Source organism: Mesorhizobium loti (assembly GCF_003148495.1).
In the GTDB taxonomy this organism is placed as follows: domain Bacteria; phylum Pseudomonadota; class Alphaproteobacteria; order Rhizobiales; family Rhizobiaceae; genus Mesorhizobium; species Mesorhizobium loti.
This window is the reverse complement of record NZ_QGGH01000007.1, coordinates 132,010-154,661: the sequence shown is the minus strand read 5'-3', so window position 1 is coordinate 154,661 and position 22,652 is coordinate 132,010. Positions and strand designations below refer to the sequence as shown.

21 protein-coding genes are annotated in these 22,652 nt (G+C 63.9%); 8 read left to right on the top strand and 13 right to left on the bottom strand.

Annotated elements, in window-relative coordinates; translation table 11 throughout:
- Positions 1 to 418: 418 nt before the first annotated feature.
- From C8D77_RS24290 to C8D77_RS24280, 3 genes are all read right to left on the bottom strand, one after another.
- Positions 419 to 1,216: an FAD binding domain-containing protein gene (locus tag C8D77_RS24290; RefSeq protein WP_109668757.1), complete on the bottom strand. Its 798-nt coding sequence runs from the start codon at positions 1,214 to 1,216 to the stop codon at positions 419 to 421.
- A gap of 12 nt (positions 1,217 to 1,228) precedes the next feature.
- Positions 1,229 to 3,577 carry a xanthine dehydrogenase family protein molybdopterin-binding subunit gene (locus C8D77_RS24285; RefSeq protein ID WP_109668755.1) on the bottom strand — a complete coding sequence of 783 codons (2,349 nt, stop codon included), beginning with the start codon at positions 3,575 to 3,577 and terminating at the stop codon, positions 1,229 to 1,231.
- A 123-nt stretch (positions 3,578 to 3,700) separates the two neighbouring features.
- On the bottom strand, positions 3,701 to 4,201 hold the full coding sequence (locus tag C8D77_RS24280; protein ID WP_109668754.1) for a (2Fe-2S)-binding protein: 501 nt from the start codon (positions 4,199 to 4,201) through the stop codon (positions 3,701 to 3,703).
- A gap of 197 nt (positions 4,202 to 4,398) precedes the next feature.
- Here C8D77_RS24280 and C8D77_RS24275 point away from each other — a divergent pair, with 197 nt between their 5' ends.
- Complete coding sequence (locus C8D77_RS24275; RefSeq protein WP_109668752.1) at positions 4,399 to 5,634, top strand: FIST signal transduction protein; 1,236 nt, start codon at positions 4,399 to 4,401, stop codon at positions 5,632 to 5,634.
- A 14-nt stretch (positions 5,635 to 5,648) separates the two neighbouring features.
- On the top strand, positions 5,649 to 6,989 hold the full coding sequence (locus C8D77_RS24270; protein WP_109668750.1) for a hybrid sensor histidine kinase/response regulator: 1,341 nt from the start codon (positions 5,649 to 5,651) through the stop codon (positions 6,987 to 6,989).
- Positions 6,990 to 7,021: 32 nt separating this feature from the next.
- Here the strand turns inward: C8D77_RS24270 and C8D77_RS24265 are convergent, their stop codons facing one another.
- Positions 7,022 to 7,705, bottom strand: a complete 684-nt coding sequence (locus C8D77_RS24265) for a response regulator (RefSeq protein WP_164548677.1) — start codon at positions 7,703 to 7,705, stop codon at positions 7,022 to 7,024.
- Between the two features lie 174 nt (positions 7,706 to 7,879).
- Here C8D77_RS24265 and C8D77_RS24260 point away from each other — a divergent pair, with 174 nt between their 5' ends.
- The 3 genes from C8D77_RS24260 to C8D77_RS24250 all read left to right on the top strand — a co-directional run bounded on the left by C8D77_RS24260 (position 7,880) and on the right by C8D77_RS24250 (position 10,384).
- Positions 7,880 to 8,575: a fumarylacetoacetate hydrolase family protein gene (locus tag C8D77_RS24260; RefSeq protein ID WP_109668746.1), complete on the top strand. Its 696-nt coding sequence runs from the start codon at positions 7,880 to 7,882 to the stop codon at positions 8,573 to 8,575.
- 4 nt (positions 8,576 to 8,579) lie between these two features.
- Positions 8,580 to 9,230, top strand: a complete 651-nt coding sequence (gene maiA, locus C8D77_RS24255) for a maleylacetoacetate isomerase (protein ID WP_109668743.1) — start codon at positions 8,580 to 8,582, stop codon at positions 9,228 to 9,230.
- 113 nt (positions 9,231 to 9,343) lie between these two features.
- The gene (locus C8D77_RS24250; protein ID WP_109668741.1) at positions 9,344 to 10,384 is read left to right on the top strand and encodes a zinc-dependent alcohol dehydrogenase family protein; all 1,041 of its coding nucleotides are present in this window, start codon (positions 9,344 to 9,346) and stop codon (positions 10,382 to 10,384) included.
- Between the two features lie 18 nt (positions 10,385 to 10,402).
- Here the strand turns inward: C8D77_RS24250 and C8D77_RS24245 are convergent, their stop codons facing one another.
- Entirely contained in the window at positions 10,403 to 11,293 is an 891-nt protein-coding gene (locus C8D77_RS24245; protein WP_109668739.1) for a DMT family transporter, read from the bottom strand.
- Between the two features lie 104 nt (positions 11,294 to 11,397).
- Here C8D77_RS24245 and C8D77_RS24240 point away from each other — a divergent pair, with 104 nt between their 5' ends.
- Complete coding sequence (locus C8D77_RS24240; protein WP_109668737.1) at positions 11,398 to 12,801, top strand: aminotransferase-like domain-containing protein; 1,404 nt, start codon at positions 11,398 to 11,400, stop codon at positions 12,799 to 12,801.
- A gap of 17 nt (positions 12,802 to 12,818) precedes the next feature.
- Here the strand turns inward: C8D77_RS24240 and C8D77_RS24235 are convergent, their stop codons facing one another.
- Complete coding sequence (locus C8D77_RS24235; protein WP_109668735.1) at positions 12,819 to 13,709, bottom strand: LysR family transcriptional regulator; 891 nt, start codon at positions 13,707 to 13,709, stop codon at positions 12,819 to 12,821.
- Between the two features lie 128 nt (positions 13,710 to 13,837).
- On the opposite strand from C8D77_RS24235, the gene C8D77_RS24230 reads away from it, so the two are divergent.
- Positions 13,838 to 15,298 (top strand): MFS transporter, encoded by a 1,461-nt coding sequence (locus C8D77_RS24230; RefSeq protein WP_109668733.1) that lies wholly within the window; start codon positions 13,838 to 13,840, stop codon positions 15,296 to 15,298.
- 158 nt (positions 15,299 to 15,456) lie between these two features.
- Here the strand turns inward: C8D77_RS24230 and C8D77_RS24225 are convergent, their stop codons facing one another.
- From C8D77_RS24225 to C8D77_RS24215, 3 genes are all read right to left on the bottom strand, one after another.
- Complete coding sequence (locus C8D77_RS24225; protein ID WP_109668731.1) at positions 15,457 to 15,954, bottom strand: MaoC family dehydratase; 498 nt, start codon at positions 15,952 to 15,954, stop codon at positions 15,457 to 15,459.
- 190 nt (positions 15,955 to 16,144) lie between these two features.
- Positions 16,145 to 16,573 carry a phasin family protein gene (locus tag C8D77_RS24220; protein WP_109668729.1) on the bottom strand — a complete coding sequence of 143 codons (429 nt, stop codon included), beginning with the start codon at positions 16,571 to 16,573 and terminating at the stop codon, positions 16,145 to 16,147.
- A 111-nt stretch (positions 16,574 to 16,684) separates the two neighbouring features.
- Positions 16,685 to 17,983, bottom strand: a complete 1,299-nt coding sequence (locus C8D77_RS24215) for a DUF445 domain-containing protein (protein WP_109668727.1) — start codon at positions 17,981 to 17,983, stop codon at positions 16,685 to 16,687.
- Positions 17,984 to 18,258: 275 nt separating this feature from the next.
- Between C8D77_RS24215 and rirA the strand changes: the two genes are divergently transcribed.
- Positions 18,259 to 18,723 carry an iron-responsive transcriptional regulator RirA gene (rirA, locus tag C8D77_RS24210; protein WP_109668725.1) on the top strand — a complete coding sequence of 155 codons (465 nt, stop codon included), beginning with the start codon at positions 18,259 to 18,261 and terminating at the stop codon, positions 18,721 to 18,723.
- A 41-nt stretch (positions 18,724 to 18,764) separates the two neighbouring features.
- Here rirA and C8D77_RS24205 read toward each other — a convergent pair whose 3' ends face one another.
- The 4 genes from C8D77_RS24205 to C8D77_RS24190 are packed head-to-tail and all read right to left on the bottom strand — an operon-like array spanning position 18,765 to position 22,650.
- Entirely contained in the window at positions 18,765 to 19,553 is a 789-nt protein-coding gene (locus C8D77_RS24205) for a heme ABC transporter ATP-binding protein (RefSeq protein ID WP_109668723.1), read from the bottom strand.
- A gap of 7 nt (positions 19,554 to 19,560) precedes the next feature.
- Positions 19,561 to 20,658, bottom strand: coding sequence for a FecCD family ABC transporter permease (locus C8D77_RS24200; protein ID WP_109668721.1), 1,098 nt, complete (start codon positions 20,656 to 20,658; stop codon positions 19,561 to 19,563).
- A gap of 11 nt (positions 20,659 to 20,669) precedes the next feature.
- Complete coding sequence (locus C8D77_RS24195; RefSeq protein WP_109668718.1) at positions 20,670 to 21,578, bottom strand: heme/hemin ABC transporter substrate-binding protein; 909 nt, start codon at positions 21,576 to 21,578, stop codon at positions 20,670 to 20,672.
- A gap of 10 nt (positions 21,579 to 21,588) precedes the next feature.
- Positions 21,589 to 22,650, bottom strand: coding sequence for a hemin-degrading factor (locus tag C8D77_RS24190; protein WP_109668716.1), 1,062 nt, complete (start codon positions 22,648 to 22,650; stop codon positions 21,589 to 21,591).
- Between the last annotated feature and the right edge of the window lie 2 nt (positions 22,651 to 22,652).

Here is a 22,652-nt window from a genome sequence, read left to right as displayed (position 1 = left end):
CGAAAGGGCACGGCGGTACACTCCGAACCCGGCTCGCATTCCCGCCCCAGGTCATATTGCAGTGCAATATCACTTTGTGCAAGTGCGAGATCGCGGCCGGAACATTTCCGGGCGAAGTATCGGCCGGAATTGCTTCAAGCAGAGAATTGCTGCACGGCGGCGATTCCATCAGCAACAGGACGGATACAGGTCACCACACACGAAAAAGGGCCCCGAGGGCCCCTTTCCTTGTCTGCAACTCATCGTGTCAGAAACTGTTTCGAAATTCGCTCTGGCGAGTCATATGGTGGTGGTTTCGAGAACCGGAGCGCAGCGGACATTTGGGTCCGTGAGCTCAGTTCTACTGCGACGCAGTAGAACGGGGAAGCGCAGAAAACGCCATCAGATGGCCGCCAGAGTAGAGTTTCCAAACAGTTTCTCAGGCGTTGGCGGCAGCCACCGCCCGCTTGGCCATCACCGCGATCAGATTGGCGCGATAGTCGGCCGAGGCATGGATGTCGGTCATCAGATTCTTCGCCGGCACTTTCAGGCCGTCGAGTGCCGAGGCCGCGAAATTCTTGGCCAATGCGGCCTCGATCTCCTTCGAGCGGAAGACGCCGTCGTCGCCGGCGCCGGTGACGGCGACGCTGACGCCATCCTTGCCTTTGGCCACGAACACGCCAACGATGGCATAGCGCGATGCCGGGTTGCGGAATTTTTCGTAAGCCGCCTTGGCCGGCGCGGTGAAGGTGACGGCGGTGACGATCTCACCGTCCTTCAACGACGTCTCGAACAGGCCCTTGAAGAACTTGTCGGCCGCGATCTGGCGCTTGTTGGTGACGATGGTGGCGCCCAACGCCAGCAGCGCCGCCGGATAATCGGCCGCTGGATCGTTGTTGGCGATCGAGCCGCCGATCGTCCCCTTGTGGCGCACCGCCGGATCGCCGATCAGCGATGCGAGATGGGCAAGCGCCGGACAGGCCTTCTTCAGCTTCTCGTCATTGGCAACGGCGTGATGCGTGGTGGCAGCGCCGATGGTGACGGTCTTGCCCGACACCTTGACGCCCTGCAGCTCCTTGATCCGCGACAGGTCGACAAGGTCGGAAGGTGCGGCGAGCCGCGTCTTCATCGCCGGGATCAGCGTCATGCCGCCCGAAAGCAGCTTGGCGTCACCCGTCTTGATCAGCTTGGCGGCATCAGTGACCGAGGCGGCGCGGTGATAATTGACCGAATACATGCTCGTTCCTCCTCAGTGTTTCGCCGCGCGGATCGCTGCCCACACTGTGGACGGCGAAGCCGGCATGGCAAGATCGTTGCTGCCGATGGCGTCGGTGATGGCGTTGATCACCGCCGGTGGCGAACCGATGGCGCCGGCCTCGCCACAGCCCTTGATGCCGAGTGGATTACCCGGGCACGGCGTGTTCGAGGTCGAGACCTTGAACGAAGGCAGGTCACTGGCGCGCGGCATGGTGTAGTCCATGTAGCTCGCGGTCAGCAGTTGGCCGCTGTTGTCATAGTGGGCGCCCTCGAGCAGCGCCTGGCCGATGCCTTGCGCCAGCCCGCCATGCACCTGACCCTCGACGATCATCGGGTTGATGATGTTGCCGAAATCGTCGGCGGCGACGAACTGGATGATCTCGGTCATGCCGGTTTCCGGATCGACCTCGACCTCGCAGATGTAGCAGCCGGCCGGGAAGGTGAAATTCGACGGATCGTAGAACGCCGTCTCCTTCAATCCCGGCTCCATGCCTCCCGGCAGATTGTGGGCGGTGTAGGCGGCGAGCGCCATCTGGAACCACGGCACGTTCTTGTCGGTGCCGGCGACCTTCAGGGTGCCGTTCTCGATGATGATGTCGCCTTCGTCGGCCTCGAGCAGGTGTGCTGCGATCTTCTTGGCCTTGGCCTCGACCTTGTCGAGCGCCTTGACGATCGCCGACATGCCGACCGCACCCGAGCGCGAGCCATAGGTGCCCATGCCCATCTGCACCTTGTCGGTGTCGCCATGGACGATCGAGACGGAATCAAGCGGCACGCCGAAGCGCTCGTTGACCAGTTGCGCGAAGGTCGTCTCGTGGCCCTGGCCGTGGCTGTGCGAGCCGGTCAGCACCTCGATCGTGCCGACCGCATTGACGCGCACCTCGGCACTTTCCCAAAGGCCGACGCCGGCGCCTAGCGAACCAACCGCGGCAGATGGCGCGATGCCGCAGGCCTCGATGTAGCAGCTCATGCCGATGCCGCGCAGCAGGCCCTTCCTGGCGGCGGCGGCCTTGCGCTTGGCAAAGCCGGCATAGTCCGACGCCTTCATCGCCGCGTCGAGCGAAGCCGCATAGTCGCCAGCGTCATAGCACATGATGACCGGCGTCTGGTGCGGGAACGAGGTGACGAAGTTCTTGCGCCGCAACTCGGCCGGCGAGATGCCGAACTGGCGGGCCGCGGTCTCCATCATGCGTTCCATGACGAAGGTCGCTTCCGGCCGCCCTGCCCCGCGATAGGCATCGACGGGTGCTGTGTTGGTGTAGATTGCCTTCACATTGGCGTGGATGGCGGGGATGTTGTACTGGCCCGACAGCAGCGTCGCATAGAGGTAGGTCGGCGTTGCCGACGAGAACAGCGACATGTAGGCGCCGAGATTGGCTTGGGTCTCGACCTTCAGGCCAACAATCTTGTGGTCCTCGTCGAAGGCCATTTCGGCATGGGTGTGATGGTCGCGGCCATGTGCGTCGGTGAGGAAGCTTTCGGTGCGGTCGGCCACCCATTTGACCGGCACGCCGGTTTTCTTCGACGCCCACAGGCAGACGATCTCTTCGGGATAGATGTAGATCTTCGAGCCGAAGCCGCCGCCGACATCGGGCGCAATCACGCGCAGCTTGTTTTCCGGCGCGACGTTGTAGAAGGCGCTCATCACCAGCCGCGCCACATGCGGGTTCTGCGAGGTCGTCCAGCAGGTGTAGTGATCCTCCGCCTTGTCGTAGTGGCCAAGTGCGGCGCGCGGCTCCATGGCGTTGGGCACCAGCCGGTTGTTGATGATGTCCATCTTGACAACATGGGCTGCCTTCTTGAAGGCGGCCGCCGTATCGTCGGCATTGCCGATGTCCCAGTCGAAGATCAGATTGTTGTCAGCCTCGGGGTGGATCTGCGGCGCGCCCTTGTCCATCGCCTTGGAGGCATCGACGACGGCCTTCAGCTCCTTGTAGGTGATCTCGACCGCCTCGGCGGCGTCACGCGCCTGCCCCTTGGTCTCGGCCACCACGACCACGACGGCATCGCCGACATAACGGACCCGGTCGAAAGCCAGTGGCGACCACGCCCCCATCTTCATCGGCGAGCCATCCTTGGAGTGGATCATCCAGCCGCAGATGAGGTTGCCGATGCCGTCGGCCTTGAGTTCCTTGCCGGTCAGCACGCCGATGACGCCGGGCATGCCTTGCGCCTTCTTGACGTCGATCTTCTTGATCTGCGCATGCGCGTGCGGACTGCGCACGAAGGCGGCATGCTTCATGCCGGGAACCACCATGTCGTCGACATAACGGCCGGCGCCGGTGATGAATCGTTTGTCTTCCTTGCGCGCGACCCGAGCGCCAACACCTTCAATGCCCATCAGAAATTCCTCCCGAAATGCTGAAATAGCGAATAGTGAGTAGCGAATAGCGAATAGCGAGTGGTGGAGATCGAGAGCCGCGTTCAGTCAGTGGAATACTGGCTATTCGCTACTCACTTCATCTCACGCAGCCTGTTTCGCCTTGCCCTTCGCCACCTTGGACATCGTCTTCGATGCGGCGAGGATCGCCTTGACGATGTTGTGGTAGCCGGTGCAGCGGCAAATGTTGCCTTCGAGCTCGGCGCGCACCGTCGCCTCGTCGAGGCCTTCGGGGTGGCGACTGATCATGTCGGTCGCCGTCATGATCATGCCCGGCGTGCAGAAACCGCACTGCAGCCCGTGATGTTCCTTGAAGGCGGCCTGCACCGGATGCAGGTCGGCGCCATTGGCCAGGCCCTCGATCGTCACCACGGTCGAGCCGGAGGCCTGTACCGCGAGCATCGAGCAGGATTTGACCGCCTTGCCGTCGACATGGACGACGCAGGCGCCGCATTGCGAGGTATCGCAGCCGACATGCGTTCCGGTAAGGCCGAGATTTTCCCGCAAGAAGTGAACCAGAAGCGTTCGGTCCTCGGCAGCACCGCTGACCCGTTTTCCGTTCACCATCAACGAAACGTCCGACATGAATCCTCCCTGGGTATCAACCTTGGTCATCACGCTGCCGATGCGGTGTTGGCGCTTCGGTCATGCGTTATTCGTACACTGCACAACGAACAAAAAACAGCACGTCGCAAACGCGGCACATTGTACTTTCGGTCATGGCCAATCCCAAACGTGCAATCCCGGTCGCCCCATTGCCAAACTACCGATTGGGGACAACAATGTTGGTCGACGCTCGCGCGCCCGACGCGCACAAAAATGCGTCGGAGGAAGTGCGGAGAATATCGCTGGCCAGTTCACGGACGCGCTATGCATGCGGCCTGTCGGCGCTCACCACGGACGAGCCCGACATGGAGGCGTTCGCCAGGGCGATCGCGCAGGAGGCAGCCGCCATCGATGCCGGCTTTGCCCTGCTGTTCTTTTCTCAGAGCCTGGTCGAGGCCAGCGCCCTCTCAGAGGCGCTCATGACCCACGCGCCGGCGCTCCACCATGCCGGCTGCTCGACCGCCGGCGAGATCACGCCACAAGGCCTCGAGGATGGCCACGTGCTCGCCATGCTGCTTCCGTCCGCCGCGTTCACCGCCGTCAGCGTGATGGTCGACAATCTATCGTCGTCGGGCATGGACAGGATCACCAGCGAGGTCGAGGCCTTGCGGCGGTCGCTGCGCATGCGCCTGGGTTGCGACCGCACCAAAGGCACCTTCGCGCTCTGCTTCATCGACGGGCTCTCCTATGCCGAGGAAGCGGTGAGTTCGGCCATCCACTGGGGCCTCGACGACATACCGCTGCTTGGCGGCTCCGCCGGCGACGATTTGAAATTCGAGACGACGCGCCTGATCTCCAACGGCCGGGTCACCTCCGACAGCGCCATCATCGTGCTGATCGCCACGGAAATTCCCTTCCATGTCTTCAAGACCGACAATTTCGTCCCCACCGATGAAAAGTTGGTGGTGACGGCGTCCGATCCCGATCACCGCATCGTGCGCGAGTTCAACGCCACCAATGCGGCGGAGGAATATGCCGCCTCCGTCGGCATCGTCGCGCAGACGCTGACGCCGCTGAGCTTTGCCTCGCACCCGGTGGTGGTGAAGGTGGGCGGCGAATATTACTGCCGGTCGATCCAGAAGATGCATCCCGATGGCTCGCTGTCGTTCTTCTGCGCCATAGACGATGGCGTCGTGCTGTCGATCGCCCAACCCAAGGACATGGTCGAAGCGACGCGCGCGGCACTGCGCGATGTCGAGGAGAGGCTTGGCAGCATCGACATGATCCTCGGCTTCGACTGCGTGCTGCGCCGACTGGATGCGCGCAACCGGCAGGTGTTTCGCGATATCTCGGAGCTCTACCGGGTCAACAATGTCATTGGCTTCGGCACCTATGGCGAACAGTACCGGTCGATGCATCTGAACCAGACTTTTACCGGCATCGCCTTTGGCGAGCGCCAGGCGGCGGAATAGGACGGCGCAACAAGATGCCGCTGAGGGACATAAACGATCTTGAAAAGCTGAAGAAGATCAACGCGGCACTGGTCAGCCGCGTTGAGCGCTCGATGGACCAGCAAGGCAACGCCTTCTCGCTGTTCCAGACCGCGATTTCACTGGAAAATCGGGTGCGCACACGCACCGAGGAACTGCATTCGACGCTGCGCCGGCTGGAGCAGTCGAACATCGACCTCAGCGCCGCCAAGGAAAACGCCGAACTGGCGAACCTGTCGAAAACCCGCTTCCTCGCCGCCGCCAGCCACGACGTGCTGCAGCCGCTGAACGCCGCCCACCTCTCGGTTTCGGCGCTGGCCGAAGTGCAGACCAGCGACGAGGGCAGGAAGCTGGTGCGACAGGTCGAGCGCTCGCTGGAGACGATGGAGGACCTGCTGCGCACCCTGCTCGACATCTCCAAGCTCGACGCCGGCGTGGTGCAGCCCGACATAGGCGACGTCAGCCTGGAGGCGCTGTTCTCGTCGCTGCGCTCGGATTTCCTGCCGGTGGCGGAACTGAAGGGGCTGTCGCTGAAATTCCGGCCGGTCAATGCCGTGGTCCGCTCCGACCGCACGCTGCTGCGCCGCATCCTGCAGAACATCCTCTCCAATGCGCTGGGCTATACACGCTCGGGCGGCGTGCTGGTCGGCACCAGGCATCGAGGCGACACCATCCGCATCGACGTTGCCGACACCGGCTGCGGCATTCCCGACGACCAGCGCGAGGCGGTGTTCGAGGAATTCCATCGCGGCACCTCGACGGCCAATGCCGAACTGGACGGCGGCGGTCTCGGGCTCGGGCTCGCCATCGTGCGCCGCATGGCCAGCGCGCTCGGCCATCCCGTGACATTTTCATCGAAGGTCGGACGCGGCACGATCTTCCACATCGATGTTCCCGTCGGTATCGGCGCCCCGGCCGACGCCATCGCCAGCATCGCCGATATGGAACGGCCGCGCGGCTATGGCCTGTTCGGCACCAAGGTGCTGCTGGTCGAGAACGATGTCGAGGTCCTGCAGGCCATGACCTTCCTGCTCGGACGCTGGCAATGCCTGGTGCGCGCCGCAACCTCGACCGACGATGCCCTCGACATGCTTGGCGACACCGACTGGGTGCCCGACATCGTCATCGCCGACCAGCATCTCGACGGCGGCGATCTCGGCACCGCCACCATCGCCGAAGTCCGCGACTATCTCGGCCGCGCCGTGCCTGCGCTGATCGTCACCGCCGACAGTTCGGAAGCGGTCGCCAAGGCCGCGCGCGCCGGCGGCATCGAACTGATGCGCAAGCCGCTGAAGCCGGCGCAGCTAAGGGCGCTGCTGGCGCATCTGCTGGCTTAACTTGACACCCTCCCACAACCGGGAATGTCAGTTCAAAACCCGGCCTGATCCCGAAACAGCTCCGCATTGTCCAGCTTCGACACCTCGATCACCGCTTGCGTGCGGCTATAGACATTGAGCTTGCGCAGGATTTCCGAGACATGCGCCTTCACGGTGGTCTCCCCCACCTGCAGCTCATAGGCGATCTGCTTGTTGAGCAGGCCCTGGCGCAGCATCTGCAGCACGCGCAGCTGCTGCGGCGTCAGCGTCGACAGGCGCTGCACCATGTCGGCGCGGTCGACGCTTTCGGCGTCCGGCGTGCGGCCTTCATAGGTTTCCGGCACATAGATCGCGCCTTCCATCACCGAGCGTATGGCGGCGGCGAGGTCGCTCTTGCGCGCCGATTTCGGAATGAAGCCGGCAGCACCGTAGGACAGCGCCTCGGAAATGATCTTCGGCTCCTCATAGCCTGAAACGATGACCACCGGCAGGCGCGGATAGCGGGTCCTGAGCTGCAACAAGCCTTCAAAACCGTGCACGTCGGGCATGCTGAGGTCGAGCAGCGCAAGATCGAATGGCTTGGCGCCGGCCAGCAGATCGAGCGCCTCGGTGATCGAGCGCGCCTCCACCGTATCGACTTCCGGATAGGCCATCTGCACCGCGCTGTGCAGCGCCTCGCGAAACAACGGGTGGTCGTCGATGATCAGGAACCGGGCGCGATCGTGGATTGCGGTCATGGGGTTCATTTCAGTTCGTGGGCGATTAGAATAACCTCGCCACCATGGCCAGATTATAGCCAAATAGTATATCGCCATCTCCGGCGGAAAATGCCGCCGGCACTTTCTCGACCAAATCGCCTTGCCCGGGCGCCCAAATCGGTCGAATGTTCCGGCAACCTAGCAGAGACCCGCATGACAGACTTCGTCCTTCCCTCGCCCGCGATCGCATCGGTGGCCGTTGCGGGCTCGTCCCAGCGTTTCGCGGTGCGCCGCATCTTCTGCGTCGGCCGCAACTACGCGGCGCATGCCCGCGAATTCGGCAATGACGAGCGCGATCCGCCCTTCTTCTTCACCAAGCCGGCCGACGCGGTGGTCGATTCCGGCACGGCGATTCCCTACCCGCCGCTGACGGCCAATCTGCACCACGAGATCGAACTGGTCGCCGCGATCGGCAAGCCTGGTTTTCGCATTGCCCGCGACAAAGCGCTGGACCACGTCTGGGGCTACGGCGTCGGCATCGACCTCACCCGCCGCGATCTACAGGACGAGGCCAAGAAGGCCGCCCGGCCGTGGGACTGGTCGAAGGCCTTCGACCGCTCCGCGCCTTGCGGCCCGCTGATCCCGGCGGCGAAATCCAGCCATCCGCAGAAAGGCCGCATCTGGCTCGCCGTCAACGGCCAGGTCAGGCAAGACGCCGACCTCGCCGAGCTGATCTGGCCAATATCGGATATCGTGTCGATCTGCAGCGAGGCGGTGGAGCTGGAGCCCGGCGACCTGATCTTCACCGGCACGCCGGCCGGTGTCGGCGCGGTTCGTGCCGGCGACACGATGACCGGTGGCGTCGACGGCATCGGCACGATCGAGATAACCATCGGCCAACCGAAGTGAGCGCATGAGCGAACTCGTCCTGCACAACTACTATCGCTCCTCCACCTCCTATCGGGTGCGGATCGCGCTGGAGATGAAAGGGCTGAGTTACGATTACGTCCCGCATCATCTGCGCCATGGCGAGCATCTGGAAGCAGCCTATCTCGCGGTCAATCCGCAAGGGCTGGTGCCGGCGCTGATCCTCGGCGACGGCACGCTGCTGACGCAGTCGCTGGCGATCATCGAATTCCTCGACGAGACCAGCCCGGAACCACCGCTGCTGCCGAAGGATGCGGCCGGCCGAGCACGCGTGAGAATGCTGGCGCAGATGATCGCCTGCGACATCCACCCGGTGAACAATCTGCGCGTGCTGACCTCGCTGCGCACCCTGTTCGGCGCCGGCGACGAGGACGTCGTCAACTGGTTTCGCCACTGGGTGAACGAGGGTTTTCAGCCGCTTGAAAAGATCCTGGCTTCCTCGCACGAGACTGGACAATTCTGCCATGGCGACACGCCGGGGTTGGCTGACATCTGCCTTGCCGCGCAGATTGCCAGCAATGCCCGCTTCGGCGTCGACCTAACGCCCTACCCGACGATCGCGCGCATCAACGCCGCCTGCATGGCGCTGCCGACCTTCCAGAAAGCCGCACCCCAGAACCAGATCGATGCCGAATAGGCTTCATCGGCCCACACGTGGCGTCGGCGCCGGAGGTCTGGCGGAATCGATTTCCGCTTGACCGGAGAGGGAATCGGCTATCGTTTCCCAGCTGCAGCAGGGTGGAGTAACCGATGAAAGCCGTCGTCTTCGAAAAATTCGGCGAAGCGCCGACGATCCAGACCGTTCCCGATCCGAAGCCGGCCGCCGATGGCGTCGTCATCAAGGTCGAGGCGACCGGCCTGTGCCGCAGCGACTGGCATGGCTGGATGGGTCATGACGACAGCATCACGCTGCCGCACGTGCCGGGCCACGAACTGGCCGGCATCGTCGTCGCTGCCGGCAAGCAGGTCACCCGCTGGAAGGCGGGCGAACGCGTCACCGTGCCGTTCGCCGTCGGCTGCGGCCGCTGCTTCGAGTGCAATTCGGGCAATCACCAAGTCTGCGAGCACCAGACGCAGCCTGGCTTCACCGGCTGGGGCTCGTTTGCCGAATATGTCGCCATAGAACACGCCGACACCAATCTCGTGCGCTTGCCCGACGAAATGGAATTCGCCACCGCCGCCAGCCTCGGCTGCCGGTTCGTCACCTCGTTTCGCGCCATTGTCGATCAGGGCCGGGTGAAGCCGGGCGAATGGGTCGCGGTGCATGGCTGCGGCGGCGTCGGCCTGTCTGCGATCATGATCGCCAGTTCCATGGGCGCCAATGTCATCGCCATCGACCTCACCGACGAGAAGCTGGATTTCGCCAAAAAGATCGGCGCCGTCGCCACCATCAATGCGTCAAAGACGCCGAATGTGGTCAAGGCGGTCAAGCAGATCACCAATGGCGGCGCGCATATGTCGATGGACGCGCTCGGCCACCCCACCACCTCGTTCAATTCGATTGCCAATCTGCGCCGGCGCGGCCGCCATGTGCAGGTCGGCCTGATGCTGGGCGAGCATGCCCGGCCGCAGGTGCCGATGGACAAGGTGATCGCCTTCGAGCTCGAGATCCTCGGCAGCCACGGCATGCAGGCCTACCGCTACGAGTCGATGATGGACATGATCCGCAACGGCAAGCTCAAGCCCGAATTGCTGGTCGGCAAGAAGATCAGCCTCGATGAGGCGCCGGCGGCCTTGGTGGCGATGGGCGGCTTCGAGGGCATCGGCATTGGGGTGGTGACGAAGTTTTAGCAGAGGGCGGCACCGTCATCAGGCGATCGCGCGTCGTGGCAATTCCTGCTTTGCGAATCGCTTGGCGCCTACGACGCAAAGCACCACGCCAAGCGTGACGACGACCATCAGCGGGCTGACCTGCTCGTGCAGCAGCGTCGCCGCCAGTGCCAGACCGAAGAAGGGCTGCAGCAGCTGCAACTGCCCGACCGCGGCGATGCCGCCTTGCGCGAGCCCGCGATACCAGAACACGAAGCCGATCAGCATGCTGAACAGCGAGACATAGGCAAGCCCGATCCACGCACTGACGCCGACGCCGTCGAACGACGGCGGCATGGTCATCAGCGTCAGCACCAGCATGATCGGCAGCGACAGCACCAGCGCCCAGCAGATCACTTGCCAGCCGCCAAGCTTGCGTGACAGGGCGGCGCCCTCGGCATAGCCCAGACCGCAGGCGATGATGGCAGCCAGCATCAGACCATCGCCCACCGGCGAGGCGGTCACGCCCTGCGTCAGCGCAAAACCCGCGACCAGCGCGCTGCCCACGCACGAAAACAACCAGAATGCCGGCCTCGGCCGGTCGCCGCCGCGCAGCACGCCGAAGATCGCGGTCGCCAGCGGCAGCAGGCCGACGAAGATGATGGAATGGGCCGTAGTGACGTGCTTCAGCGCCAGAGCGGTCAGCAAGGGAAAGCCCACCACCACGCCCAGCGCCACGATCACCAGCGACATCAGATCGCCGCGCCCCGGGCGTTTCTGCCGGAACAGGACGAGCAGCGCCAGGCCAAGCAGGCCGGCAATCGCCGCTCGGGCCGATGTCAGGAATGTCGGATCGAAATCCTTCACCGCCACGCGTGTAGCCGGCAGCGAGCCGCTGAAGATCAACACGCCGATGAATCCGTTCACCCAGCCGCCCGCGGTCTTGTCCATTTTATGCTCCGTTTGTCGGCTCTGTATCGAGCCGAACCCGTGGCTTTGCCAGAGACAATGCGGTACACTTATGCAAAACTGTCATGGTCAACAGAGCAGTACGGATGGACAAGCAGACCACAGAAAGCGAGAGCGGCGGAACGCTCGTCGAAGGCGTTATGGCGACAATCCGCCAGCGGATCGCGGCGCGCAGCCTGACGCCGGGAGCACGACTGCCCTCGATCCGCGCCTTCGCCAAATCCATGCAGGTGTCCAAATCCACCGTGGTCGAAGCCTATGAGCGGCTCGCCGCCGAAGGTGCGATCCGTTCGCGGCCGGGATCCGGCTTCTATGCCGCCGGCTCGCTGGCGCCGCTGTCGCTGGCCGAAATCGGCCCCCGCCTCGACCGCGCCGTCGATCCGCTCTGGATCTCGCGCCAGTCCCTGGAAGCAGGCGACGACATGCTGAAGCCCGGCTGCGGCTGGTTGCCGGCCTCGTGGATGCCTCAGACAGGACTGCGCCGGGCGCTGCGCACGGTGGCGCGCGCCGACGATATCGCGCTGGCCGACTACGGCACGCCGCTCGGGCTGCCGCCGCTGCGGCAATTGCTGGCGCGGCGTATGGCCGGGCACGGCATCGAAGTCTCGCCCGAGCAGATCATGTTGACGGAATCGGGCACGCAGGCCATCGACCTTCTGTGCCGGTTCCTCATCGAACCCGGCGATACGGTGCTGGTCGACGACCCCTGCTATTTCAACTTCCACGCGCTGCTGCGCGCCCACCGGGCCAAGGTCGTCAGCGTCCCTTACACGCCGTCGGGGCCGGATATCGAGCTGTTCGCGCAGGCGCTGGCCGAGCACCGGCCGCGCCTCTACATCACCAACTCCGCCATCCACAACCCGACCGGCGCGATCCTGTCGCCGGTCACGGCGCACCGGCTGCTGAAGCTCGCCGACCAATCGGAATTGACCATCGTCGAGGACGATATCTTCGCCGATTTCGAACATGCGCCGGCGCCCAGGCTGGCGGCGTTCGATGGTCTCAACCGCGTCGTCCATATCGGCAGCTTTTCCAAGACGCTGTCAGCGTCGGTTCGCTGCGGCTTCATCGCGGCACCCCGTGACTGGATCGAGCCGCTGACCGACCTCAAGATCGCCACGACCTTCGGCGGCGGGCGGCTTGCGGCCGAACTGGTGCTGACCCTGTTGAAGGACGGCAGCTATCGCAAGCACATGGATTTGCTGCGCGCGAAGCTTGCGCGCGCCATGGGCGAGACGAGCGCCCGCCTGAAGGCGATCGGCGTCACACCCTGGATCGACCAGCCGGCCGGCCTGTTCCTGTGGTGCAGCCTGCCGGATGGCGTGGATGCGGCCGAAGTGGCCCGCCGCGCTCTGGCCGACAACATCGTGCTGGCGCCCGGCAATGCGTTCAGCCTGTCCGGAACGGCCAGCCGCTTCCTACGCTTCAACGTCGCCCAATGCGCGGACGAGCGGGTTTTCAGGGTGCTCGAGGCGGCGATGGCGCGTTGATTTCGCACTCTCGTCCGTTAGCGGGCCGCGCAGATCTCCCGCACGCAGTCGCGCAGCCAGCGTTGCGCCGGATCGGCATCGAGGCGCGGGTGCCACAGCATGGAGATGGTGACCCCAGCGGTGGCAACCGGCAGGGGAAAACTGTGCATGCCGGCGCGTGCGCCCTCGGTATGCCGCTCCGGAACGCTGGCGATCAGGTCTGATGTGCGGGCCATGGCAAGGGCTGCCGAGAAACCGGAAACCATGCACACGACTGTCCGCTGCAGCCCGAGCCGGTTCAAAGCCTCGTCGATCGGCCCCTTCTCGCGGCCGCGCCGTGAAACGCTGATGTGCCGGCCTGCCGCATAGCGCTCTGGCGTCACCGTGTCCTCGCTCAAGGGATGGCCTGTTCGCACGGCGCCGATGAAGCGGTCGCGAAGCAACGCCTGGATGCGCACCTCCGGCCCGGTCTCGCCAGCGACGCCTATGTCCAGATCGGTCGCCGCGTCGCGCAACGACATGACGTCCTTGTCGGACTTCGGTGCAAAGCGCAGCCGCACGCCGGGCGCATCGGCCTGGATACGGGCGACGAGACGAGGAGCGAATTCTTCGACGAAGCTCTCATTGGTGCGCAGCGTGAAGACCCTGTCCAGGCTCCGGAGATCAAGCAGGGTGGCAGGACGCAGCAGCGCCTCCGCATCCTGGACGACACGGCCAACCTGCTGTCGCAGTTCTTCCGCACGCGGCGTCGCCACCAGACCGCGACCGGCGCGAACCAGCAGCGGGTCGCCCGTCGCCTCGCGCAGCCGCGACAGTGTCCGGCTCATCGCCGAGGGACTGAGGCGCAGACGGCTGGCGGCACGCGCCACGCTGCCTTCGGTCAGCAGAACGTCGAGAGCGAACAGCAGATTGAGATCGGGCGATGTCATTGGCGGATCATGGCACGATATGGCGTCAAACGCACGAATAAGATGCAAATGCTGCGTCTTCCGCCATATAGGCCAAGGGACTAGATCTCCAGCAGCTCCGCTTCTGGGGCTGATGGAAGGAGATCGCAGTGGCAATCGCTGAGCAAAATCGAGACGGACGCGCATCGGTGCTGCCACAGATGCAATCCGCCCGCTGGGCGCTGGCAAGCCTGTCGCTCGCAACGCTGCTGTCGTCGCTCGGAACCAGCATTGCCAGCGTCGGGCTGCCGTCGCTGATGCAAACGTTCGGCGCATCGTTCCAGTCCGTGCAATGGGTTGTTCTGGCCTATCTGCTCGCCATCACCACGCTGATCGTCAGCGCCGGCCGGCTGGCCGACATGTTCGGGCGCCGGCCCTTGCTGCTTGGCGGCATCGCGCTGTTCACATCGGCATCGGTGCTCTGCGGCCTGGCGCCGACACTCTGGCTGCTGATTGCCGCGCGGGCCGTGCAGGGACTTGGCGCGGCGCTGATGATGGCGTTGACGCTGGCCTTTGTTGCCGAAACCGTGACCAAGGACAGAATCGGCAGCGCCATGGGCCTGCTCGGCGCCATGTCCGCGATCGGCACGACACTCGGCCCCTCGCTCGGCGGCCTTTTGATCGCCGGCTTCGGCTGGCGGGCGATCTTCCTCGTCAATGTCCCGCTGGGTGTGCTCACCTTCGCTCTCGCCTGGCGTGCCCTGCCGGCACACAGCAAGACAGCGCAGGTCGACCGAGGCACGTTCGATGTCATGGGCACCGCCCTGCTGGCCCTGACATTGGCCGGCTATGCGCTGGCCATGACGCTCGGCAGAGGCAATTTCGGCGCGCTCAACGTCGGCCTGCTGGTCGCTGCCGGCATCGGCGTTTTTCTTTTCGCCGCCTCTCAGGTGAGGGTGAAAAACCCGTTGATCCAGCTTGCCGGCTTCCGCGATCTCCAACTGAGCGCCAGTCTCGCCATGAGCCTCGTTGTCGCCACCGTGATGATGGCGACCCTGGTGGTTGCCCCGTTCTACCTGTCGCGCGGACTTGGGCTCGATGCCGCAATGGTCGGCCTCGTGCTGTCGACCGGGCCGCTTGTCTCGACCCTGTCGGCGCTGGTGGCCGGACGCCTAACCGACCGCTTCGGCGCCCACAGGATGATGGTCGCCGGCCTGCTCAGCCTCGCCACAGGCACGTTCCTGCTGTCGCTCGCCATGACCAAACTCGGCATTGCCGGCTATGTCGTTCCGATCACCGTCACCTGCATCGGCTACGCGCTGTTCCAGACGTCGAACAATGCAGCCGTCATGACCGGTGTCGGAGCCAGCCAGCGCGGCGTCATATCCGGCCTGCTCAACCTTTCGCGCAATCTCGGCCTCATCACCGGCGCATCGTTGATGGGCGCCATATTCGCCGTCGCATCGGCCGAAGGGCACGCAGGCATTGGTCAGAAGTTTTTGAGTTCCGAGGCCGCCGCCCGGGGAATGCAGGTCACTTTTCAGACAGCAACAGCGCTGGCGCTGGTTGCCCTGTTCCTCGCGCTGCTCTCGGCCCGCGCCGCAGGCCGCGCAGAATCCAGGGTTTCGTGACCCGCCACACCGCTCAGAGACTGTTTCGAAATTCGCTCTGGCGAGTCATGTGGTGGTGGTTTCGAGAACCGGAGCGGAGCGGACACTACGTCCGTGAGCACCGGAAGCGCAGAAAACGCCATCAGATGGCCGCCGGAGTAGAATTTCCAAATAGTCTCTCAGGCGCCTGCCCGCTTGCGGCGCTCATAAAGCATGACCAGCGTTTCAGCCATCAGGGCAGGCTTTTCCTCGCCTTCGATCTCGACCGTGTTGGCCGCCTTCATCAGATACTGGCCGGGCCCCCTGTCCTCCATGGACAGCAGCGTGGTGCGCAGCCTGATGCGCGCCCCGACCTTGACCGGCGCCAGGAACCGCACCTTGTCGAAGCCATAGTTGAAGGCGGCCTGCGTATTCTCCGGCACGATGCCCATGCCGAGCGCCAGCGCGCCGATGATCGACAGCGTGAGGTAGCCATGCGCGATCGTCGTGCGGAACGGGCTTTGCCGCCGCGCCCTTTCAGGATCGACATGAATCCATTGATGGTCGCCGGTGCATTCGGCGAACTGGTCGATGCGGTTCTGGTCGACCGTCGTCCATTCCGACACACCGAGCTCTTGCCCGGCCATCGTCCTCAACTGGTCGAAGGTCGGCGGCGTTTTAGGCCGTATTTCAGTCATTCCTGCTTTCCCGATCGCTTACAAAGCCTCCGGACCACGAACTGACAGCCTCTGTCAATTCGCCCTGCGTGAATCCGTTCCGCCGAATCCGGCCGCAATCGCACCATGCCGCGACGGTAGTCGCAGGTTAAATCGGGATTTCCAGGCTTCGGGCCAGCCGGCAGCAACGAGCCGGTCTCGGCCACATCTGCTACTTCTTCTCGTAGCCGGCGCGGATTTCTTCCATCGCCTCCTTGATGCGGGTGCGCAGGATGTCGACCGATTCGGTGCCGGATTTCTTGACCAGTTCAGCCACTTCGCCGGCATTCTTCAACGCCGCCTCGAAGGACTTTCTGGCAAACTCCGTCTGTTTGGCCATCAGCTCCTGCGGATTGCCCGGCGCCCTGTAGCTTTGTGCTATCTCAGTGACCTCGCGCAGCGTGTCCTGCAGCATCTCGCGTTGCCTTGACAACAGCGAGGATGCGCCCGCGGCACCGGCTCGTGCCGATTTCTCCAGCGCTTCGAGATTCTTGCGGTGATGCGCAAGGATCGCCTCGACATCGACATTGGGCACCTTCAGGTCGCGGCCGAACCTGCCGAACATGTCCATGAAGGAATCGGATTCCGGTTGTTTTGCCATGCTCGTTTGCTCCCCTTTGCCGCGGATGCGGGCGCCCTCAGCAGGAGAATAGCACTCGCGTGCCATGAGTCCATTCGGACGCGGTGGAATGAGCGCCAGCCTGGCCGCGCATCAATTCACGAGGAACAGCCGCTCAACCACATAGAGCACGATACCGGCAAGCCCGCCGATGATCATGCCGTTGAAGCGGATGTACTGCAGGTCCCGGCCGATGTTCATCTCGATCAGCCGCGTCAGCTGCGCAAGGTCCCAGCGCTTGACCTGGTCGGCGATGAATGTCGACACGCCGCTCTTCTGGCTCTCGACGAACGACGCGAGCGCCACCACGAACCCCTGGTTCATGTCGGCCCTGATCTGCGCATCGCCGGCAAGATGCCGACCGACCTCGACGAACATGTTGGCGAGATGCGCGCGGATAACCGAATTCGGCGCCTTGGCGTCCTGCTCGATGAACTGGCTGAGGCTTGCCCACATGTCGCCGGCCAATCCCTTGACCTCCGGACGGGCCAGGAAATCGCGCTTCAGCTTCTCGGCGCGTTTGGCATATTGCTTCGATGTCCTCAGCTTTTCGATGAAGCCTTGAGCGAAACGATCGAACTCGGCGCGCATCGGGTGATCGGGATCGGCCCTCACCTCATCGAGCAGCGAGCCGGCCGAAGCGACGATTTTCTTCAGGAGATAGGCGTCGGCTCTGAATAGGTTGAACAGCGACGGCAGTTCCTCGCGGATCTTCTCGCGCATCGTCGCCAGCGCCTGTTCGTCGTTGAGAAACCGGCCGATCACCTTGGTGAATTCGTCGAACAGTTTCTGGTGGCGGCGATCATCGGTCAGGGCTGAGAGCAGCTCGGCAGCCAGCGGCGCCAGCGGCACCTTTTCGATCTGTTCCAGCATGCGGCTGGTGACGAAGCCGCGCAAGCCGGATTGCTCGACAGCGGCAAGCGTCTGCGGCACCAGCCGCACGACAAAGCGCGACAGGCCGGCGGCGCGCGCTGTATCGGCCAGCCAGTCGGCGACGAGCGCCGAAAAATCGACCTCGGCAAGCTTTTCACGCACCGGTTCAGGCGCCAGGAAATTGACCTCGATGAAGCGGCCGAGATTGTCGGCGATGCGATGCTGGTTCTCGGGGATGATGGCGGTGTGCGGGATCGGCAGCCCCAGCGGCCGTCGAAACAACGCCACCACCGCGTACCAGTCGGCCAGGCCACCGATGGTCGCGGCCTCGGCAAAGGCTGCGACGAAGCCGAGCCACGGATAGATGTGCTCGAATGATTTTGCGACCGCAAACACCAGCACGCACAGCGCCAGCGCCGCCGCTGCAACGAATTTTGTCCGCCGCAACGCGGAAAGCTTGGCATCATCCGCGTCGGTATCGAAACGGACAGGCGCCAGGGACGAAGCCGATTGTGACATGGGTGAGCCGCTCCTCGTCGATCTCAGGCTATTTAGTGGTTTGACAGCCAAAATACCCGCGACAGCCGGTTTCGCGCCAAATCTTGCTCGGGCGCGCACACAAAGTTGAGGAGAAAATTCATCTATTGGTCGAAGCTAGTCTGGAATTGTTCCAAGGTATAGGCCATATTCCGCCGAGGCCAATGTGGCGAATCCGGAATTTCGGGTCAAAGCCGCATCAGCAAAATTTCCAGATCTGGCGTGGTTGCACCGCACCAGTGCCTTGTGAGGACAAAATGCGGCTTACGCGCCAGACCAACTATGCCATGCGCATCTTGATGTATTGCGCGGCCAATGATGACCGACTGAGCCGTATCCCCGAGATCGCGGCCGCCTATTCGGTGTCGGAGCTTTTCCTGTTCAAGATCCTGCAGCCGCTGGTCGAGCACGGCCTTGTCCAGACCGTGCGTGGCAGGAATGGCGGTGTCAAGCTTGGCCGGGCGGCTGAAGCCATCAGCCTGTTCGATGTCGTGCGCGTGACGGAAGAGAGCTTCGCCATGGCCGAGTGCTTCGAGAACGATGCCGCCGAATGCCCGCTGGTCGACAGCTGCGCGCTGAATTCGGCGCTGCGCGAGGCGCTGAACGCGTTCTTCGCCGTGCTCTCCCGCTACACGATCGCCGACCTCGTGGCGGCACGCCCGAACGTGCGCAACCTGCTCGGCATCGACATGCTGATGGAGCGCCGCGCCCCGGCTGCCTGAACTTGGCCACATCGTGGTCTGGCTAGACCTACTGCAATAAACTAGGCTGCTGACTGCGGCAGCACGAACGGCATGTTTCCGGCCGGCAGCACGCCGACTCTGAGCCGGCAGTCGAACACTTTTTCGATCAGATCATCGCTCAGCACGTCCTGCGGCGACCCGGTGGCGGCCAGCCGGCCACGATGCATGACGAAGATCCGGTCGGCATACATGGCCGTGAGATTGAGGTCATGCAGGATGGCAACCACGCCACCGCCCCTTCTGGCGAAGTCGCGGGCAATGCTCATGATGATCAGCTGGTGCTTGATGTCGAGGCTGGAAACCGGCTCATCGAGGAAGAGATAGCGCGGCTTGCCGTCGAGCACCGGTGCCCAGACCTGGCACAGCACGCGCGCAAGCTGGACGCGCTGTTGCTCGCCGCCCGAAAGCTCCTGGTAGAAACGTCCGCCAAAGCCGTCGAGATCGACGCGCGCCAGCGCCCGTTCCGGCAGCCGCGCATCCTCGCCCGGCAAGACGCCCGAGCGGCCGCCGACAAGGCCAAGCTTGACCACTTCTCGCACCGTGAACGGGAACGACAACGTCGTCGCCTGCGGCAGCACCGCGCGCTGGACGGCGGTCTCGACCGGCTTCATCGCGCGGAGATCGCGGCCGTTGAGCGCGACGCGCCCGGTATAGGCGAGTTCGCCGGAAAGCGCCTTGAGGAAGGTCGTCTTACCCGAACCATTGGGGCCGACGATGGCGGCGATCTCGCCGGGCCGCGCGTGGAAATCGACACCGGTGACGATAGGCTTGCCGGCGATATCAACCGAAACATCCCTTGCCTCGATCATCCAAACCTCACAAGTCAATCACGCCGCGCTTGCGCAGCAGGATCCAAAGGAAGAACGGTGCGCCGGCGATCGCGGTGACGATGCCGATCGGCAGTTCGGCCGGCGCCACGATGGTGCGCGCGACCGCATCGGCCAGAAGCAGCAGCGAGGCGCCGAGCAACGCGGACGCCGGCAGCAGATAGCGATTGTCCGGACCAATAGCCAAGCGCAGCAGATGCGGCACCACGATGCCGACGAAGCCGATGCCGCCGCTGACGGCAACGGACGCGCCGACCGCCGCCGAGACGCCGATGATGGCCGTGTATTTCAGTCGCTGCACCGGAATGCCGAGATGGCCGGCGGTCGCCTCGCCCAGCGCCAGCGCGTTGAGGCCGCGTGCCAGGAACGGCATCGCCGCCAGCGCCAGCACGATGATCGGCCCGACCGAAGCAATCTTCGCCCAGGTCGCGCCGCCGAGCGATCCGAGTTGCCAGAAGGTCAGGTCGCGCAACTGGCGATCGTCGGCCATGAAGATGAGGATGCCGGTCAGCGCCATCGCAAGCGCCGCCAGCGCGATGCCAGCGAGCAGCATTGTGGCAACCGAGGTTTGCCCCCGTCGCGTGGCAACCTGATAGAGCACAAGCGTCGTGGCGAGCCCGCCACAGAAGGCCGCCAGCGGCAGTGCGAGCGTGCCGAGCAAGGCTGTCACCGGAGCCAATATTGTGGCGCCGAGCACGATGACGGCAACCGCGCCGAGGCTGGAGCCAGCCGAAACACCGATCAGGCCGGGGTCGGCCAGCGGATTGCGGAATAGTCCCTGCATGACCGCGCCGGAAACCGCGAGCGCCGCGCCGACCAGCATGCCGAGGATGATGCGCGGCAGGCGGATGTCGTAGACGATCAGGCTGTCGCGGGCGCCCAACGCAGCGTTATCAGGCACGGTGCCGAACAGCCAGTCGCCGATGACGTTGACGGCCGATGCGTCCGACGCCCCCGATGTCAGCGACAGGAAAACGGCAGCGGCCAGCCCCAGGCACAGCAGAAGAATGACGATACGGGCGCGGCCCGACCGGTCGCCCTCGGATGCGCTCGCCTCCACCGGACCGGCGATCGATTGATCGACCATGATCTGCCTGCTCAGTCCGTGACCTGCCCGCCATAAAGCGAGACAGCGAGGTCGTGGATGGCATCAGCCGTGCGTGGCCCGAAGCCGAGCAGATAGGCGCCATCGATGCGGATCAGCTTGCGTGCGGTTCCGGCCGGCGTCGAGGCGATCGACGGATTGCCGAACAGTTCGTCGTCAGATACCGGAGGCCCGGCATTGCTCATCATAAGGATCACGTCCGGCCTAGCGGTGATAACGGCCTCGTCGGACATCTGCTTGTAGCCGGAAAAGCCCTCGACCGCATTGACGCCGCCAGCCAGCTTGACCATGCCGTCGGCGGCGGTCTCGCTGCCGGCCGCCAGAATCTTGCCGCCTTGTATGGACAGCACGAACAGGATGCGCTTGCGCTCCTTGATCAAGGCGGTCTGCTTCTCAGCGGCCGTGAGCTTGGCGTCGAGCTCCTTGGCCAGCACTTCGGCCTTGGCGTCGACGCCGAGCGCCTTGCCGACGATGCGGACCTTCTCGATGATGCCTTCGTGGCTATAGTGCTCGGGCACTTCGATGAACGGGACGCTCGTCTTCTTCAAGACATCGACGGCTTCCCTGGGACCGCTGCCATGCAGCGCCAGGATGCCGGTCGGATTGACGGAGAGCACGCCTTCCGGTGACAGCGCGCGCATGTAGCCGACATCAGGCAGTTCAAGCGCCGCCTTTGGGTACCGGCTGGTGGAATCGCGCGCCACCAGATGCTTCTCCTCGCCGAGCGCATAGACGATCTCGGTGATCGAACCGCCAATGGCCGCAATTTTCGAGGGATCGGCGAAGACGGCCGTGCCTTCGGTGGCGCTAGCAGGTTGCAGCGCGACAAAAGCCAGAGAAAGACCGGCCATCGACCCGAGGATCGATCCGCGCACAGCCGACAGTCCGAGGAAAAAACGCATCTTACTTTCCTCAGGCTGCGGTCGGGCTTGGGATGCGCGGCAGGTTTTCCGCCAGGAACCGCCAGTCGTCACGCTCGCTTTCGCCTTCATGACGCTTGCCGAAGAACTGGATGATCATCTTGCCGTCGACGTCATAGACCTCGAGCGAGGTGACATGACCGTCCTTGGTCGGCTTGCGCACGGCCCAGACCTCGTGGATGTGATCGGTTCGCAGATGCAGGTGGAAGGTTTCGTCCAGCACATTGATCCATGGCCCCATCGGCTTGATCGATTTGATCGGCCCGGAATGGATCTGGATGCAGCCGCGGTTTCCGACAAAGCACATGATCGGCATCTCGCCTTCCACGGCATGATGGAACATGGCCCGAACGGCATCATTGTCGAGCAGCCAGGCATAGTCCTGGCCGACCATGCGCACCGCCTGCCGGCGGCTGAGCTTCAGCGTCTTCAGCATGCCGAAGAACTGGTGCACGTCGGTCAGCCGGCTCCAGCGGTCGCGCAGATCGTCGAGATTGGCGGCCGCTTCGTCGCCATGGATCTCGTCATCGGGGAGTGGCCCTGAAATGTCGACCGTCGGCTCCTGGTTGGACGATTCGAGCGCGGCGACCAGCTTCTGATAGGCATAGAGGCTGGAGGCCGGTCGCAGATGCACCTTGTGCACGGCCTCGCCTGCGGGGTCGAAGAACTGCAAGCTGCGGCGGATCTCGTCGCCATCGCGCTTTTCCACGGCAAAGCCGTGTGCCCACACCTTCGGGAAGATGCGCAAATCGATGTTTTCGCCAAGCACCATGGCATTGTGGTTACCGGTGACAACCTTGTCATAGACACCGATCTTTTCGTGCACCGCGCTTTCATTGCGGGTCAGCGCCATGACCTCGCCGACGGCTTCGAGGCCGGTCAAAAGATCGTTGACGCGCGGCTCGATACGGACGACGCCGTCGCCGCTATGCGCGGCGACCAGCTCGGCCTCCGAAATGCCGAGCTGGGCAGCCAGATCACGCTCGCGCGTCTTCGGATTGTCTGTCCGTGCCCGCCGGATTTCCTGCGGGGCGGGTTTTACGCGCTGGTCCATGT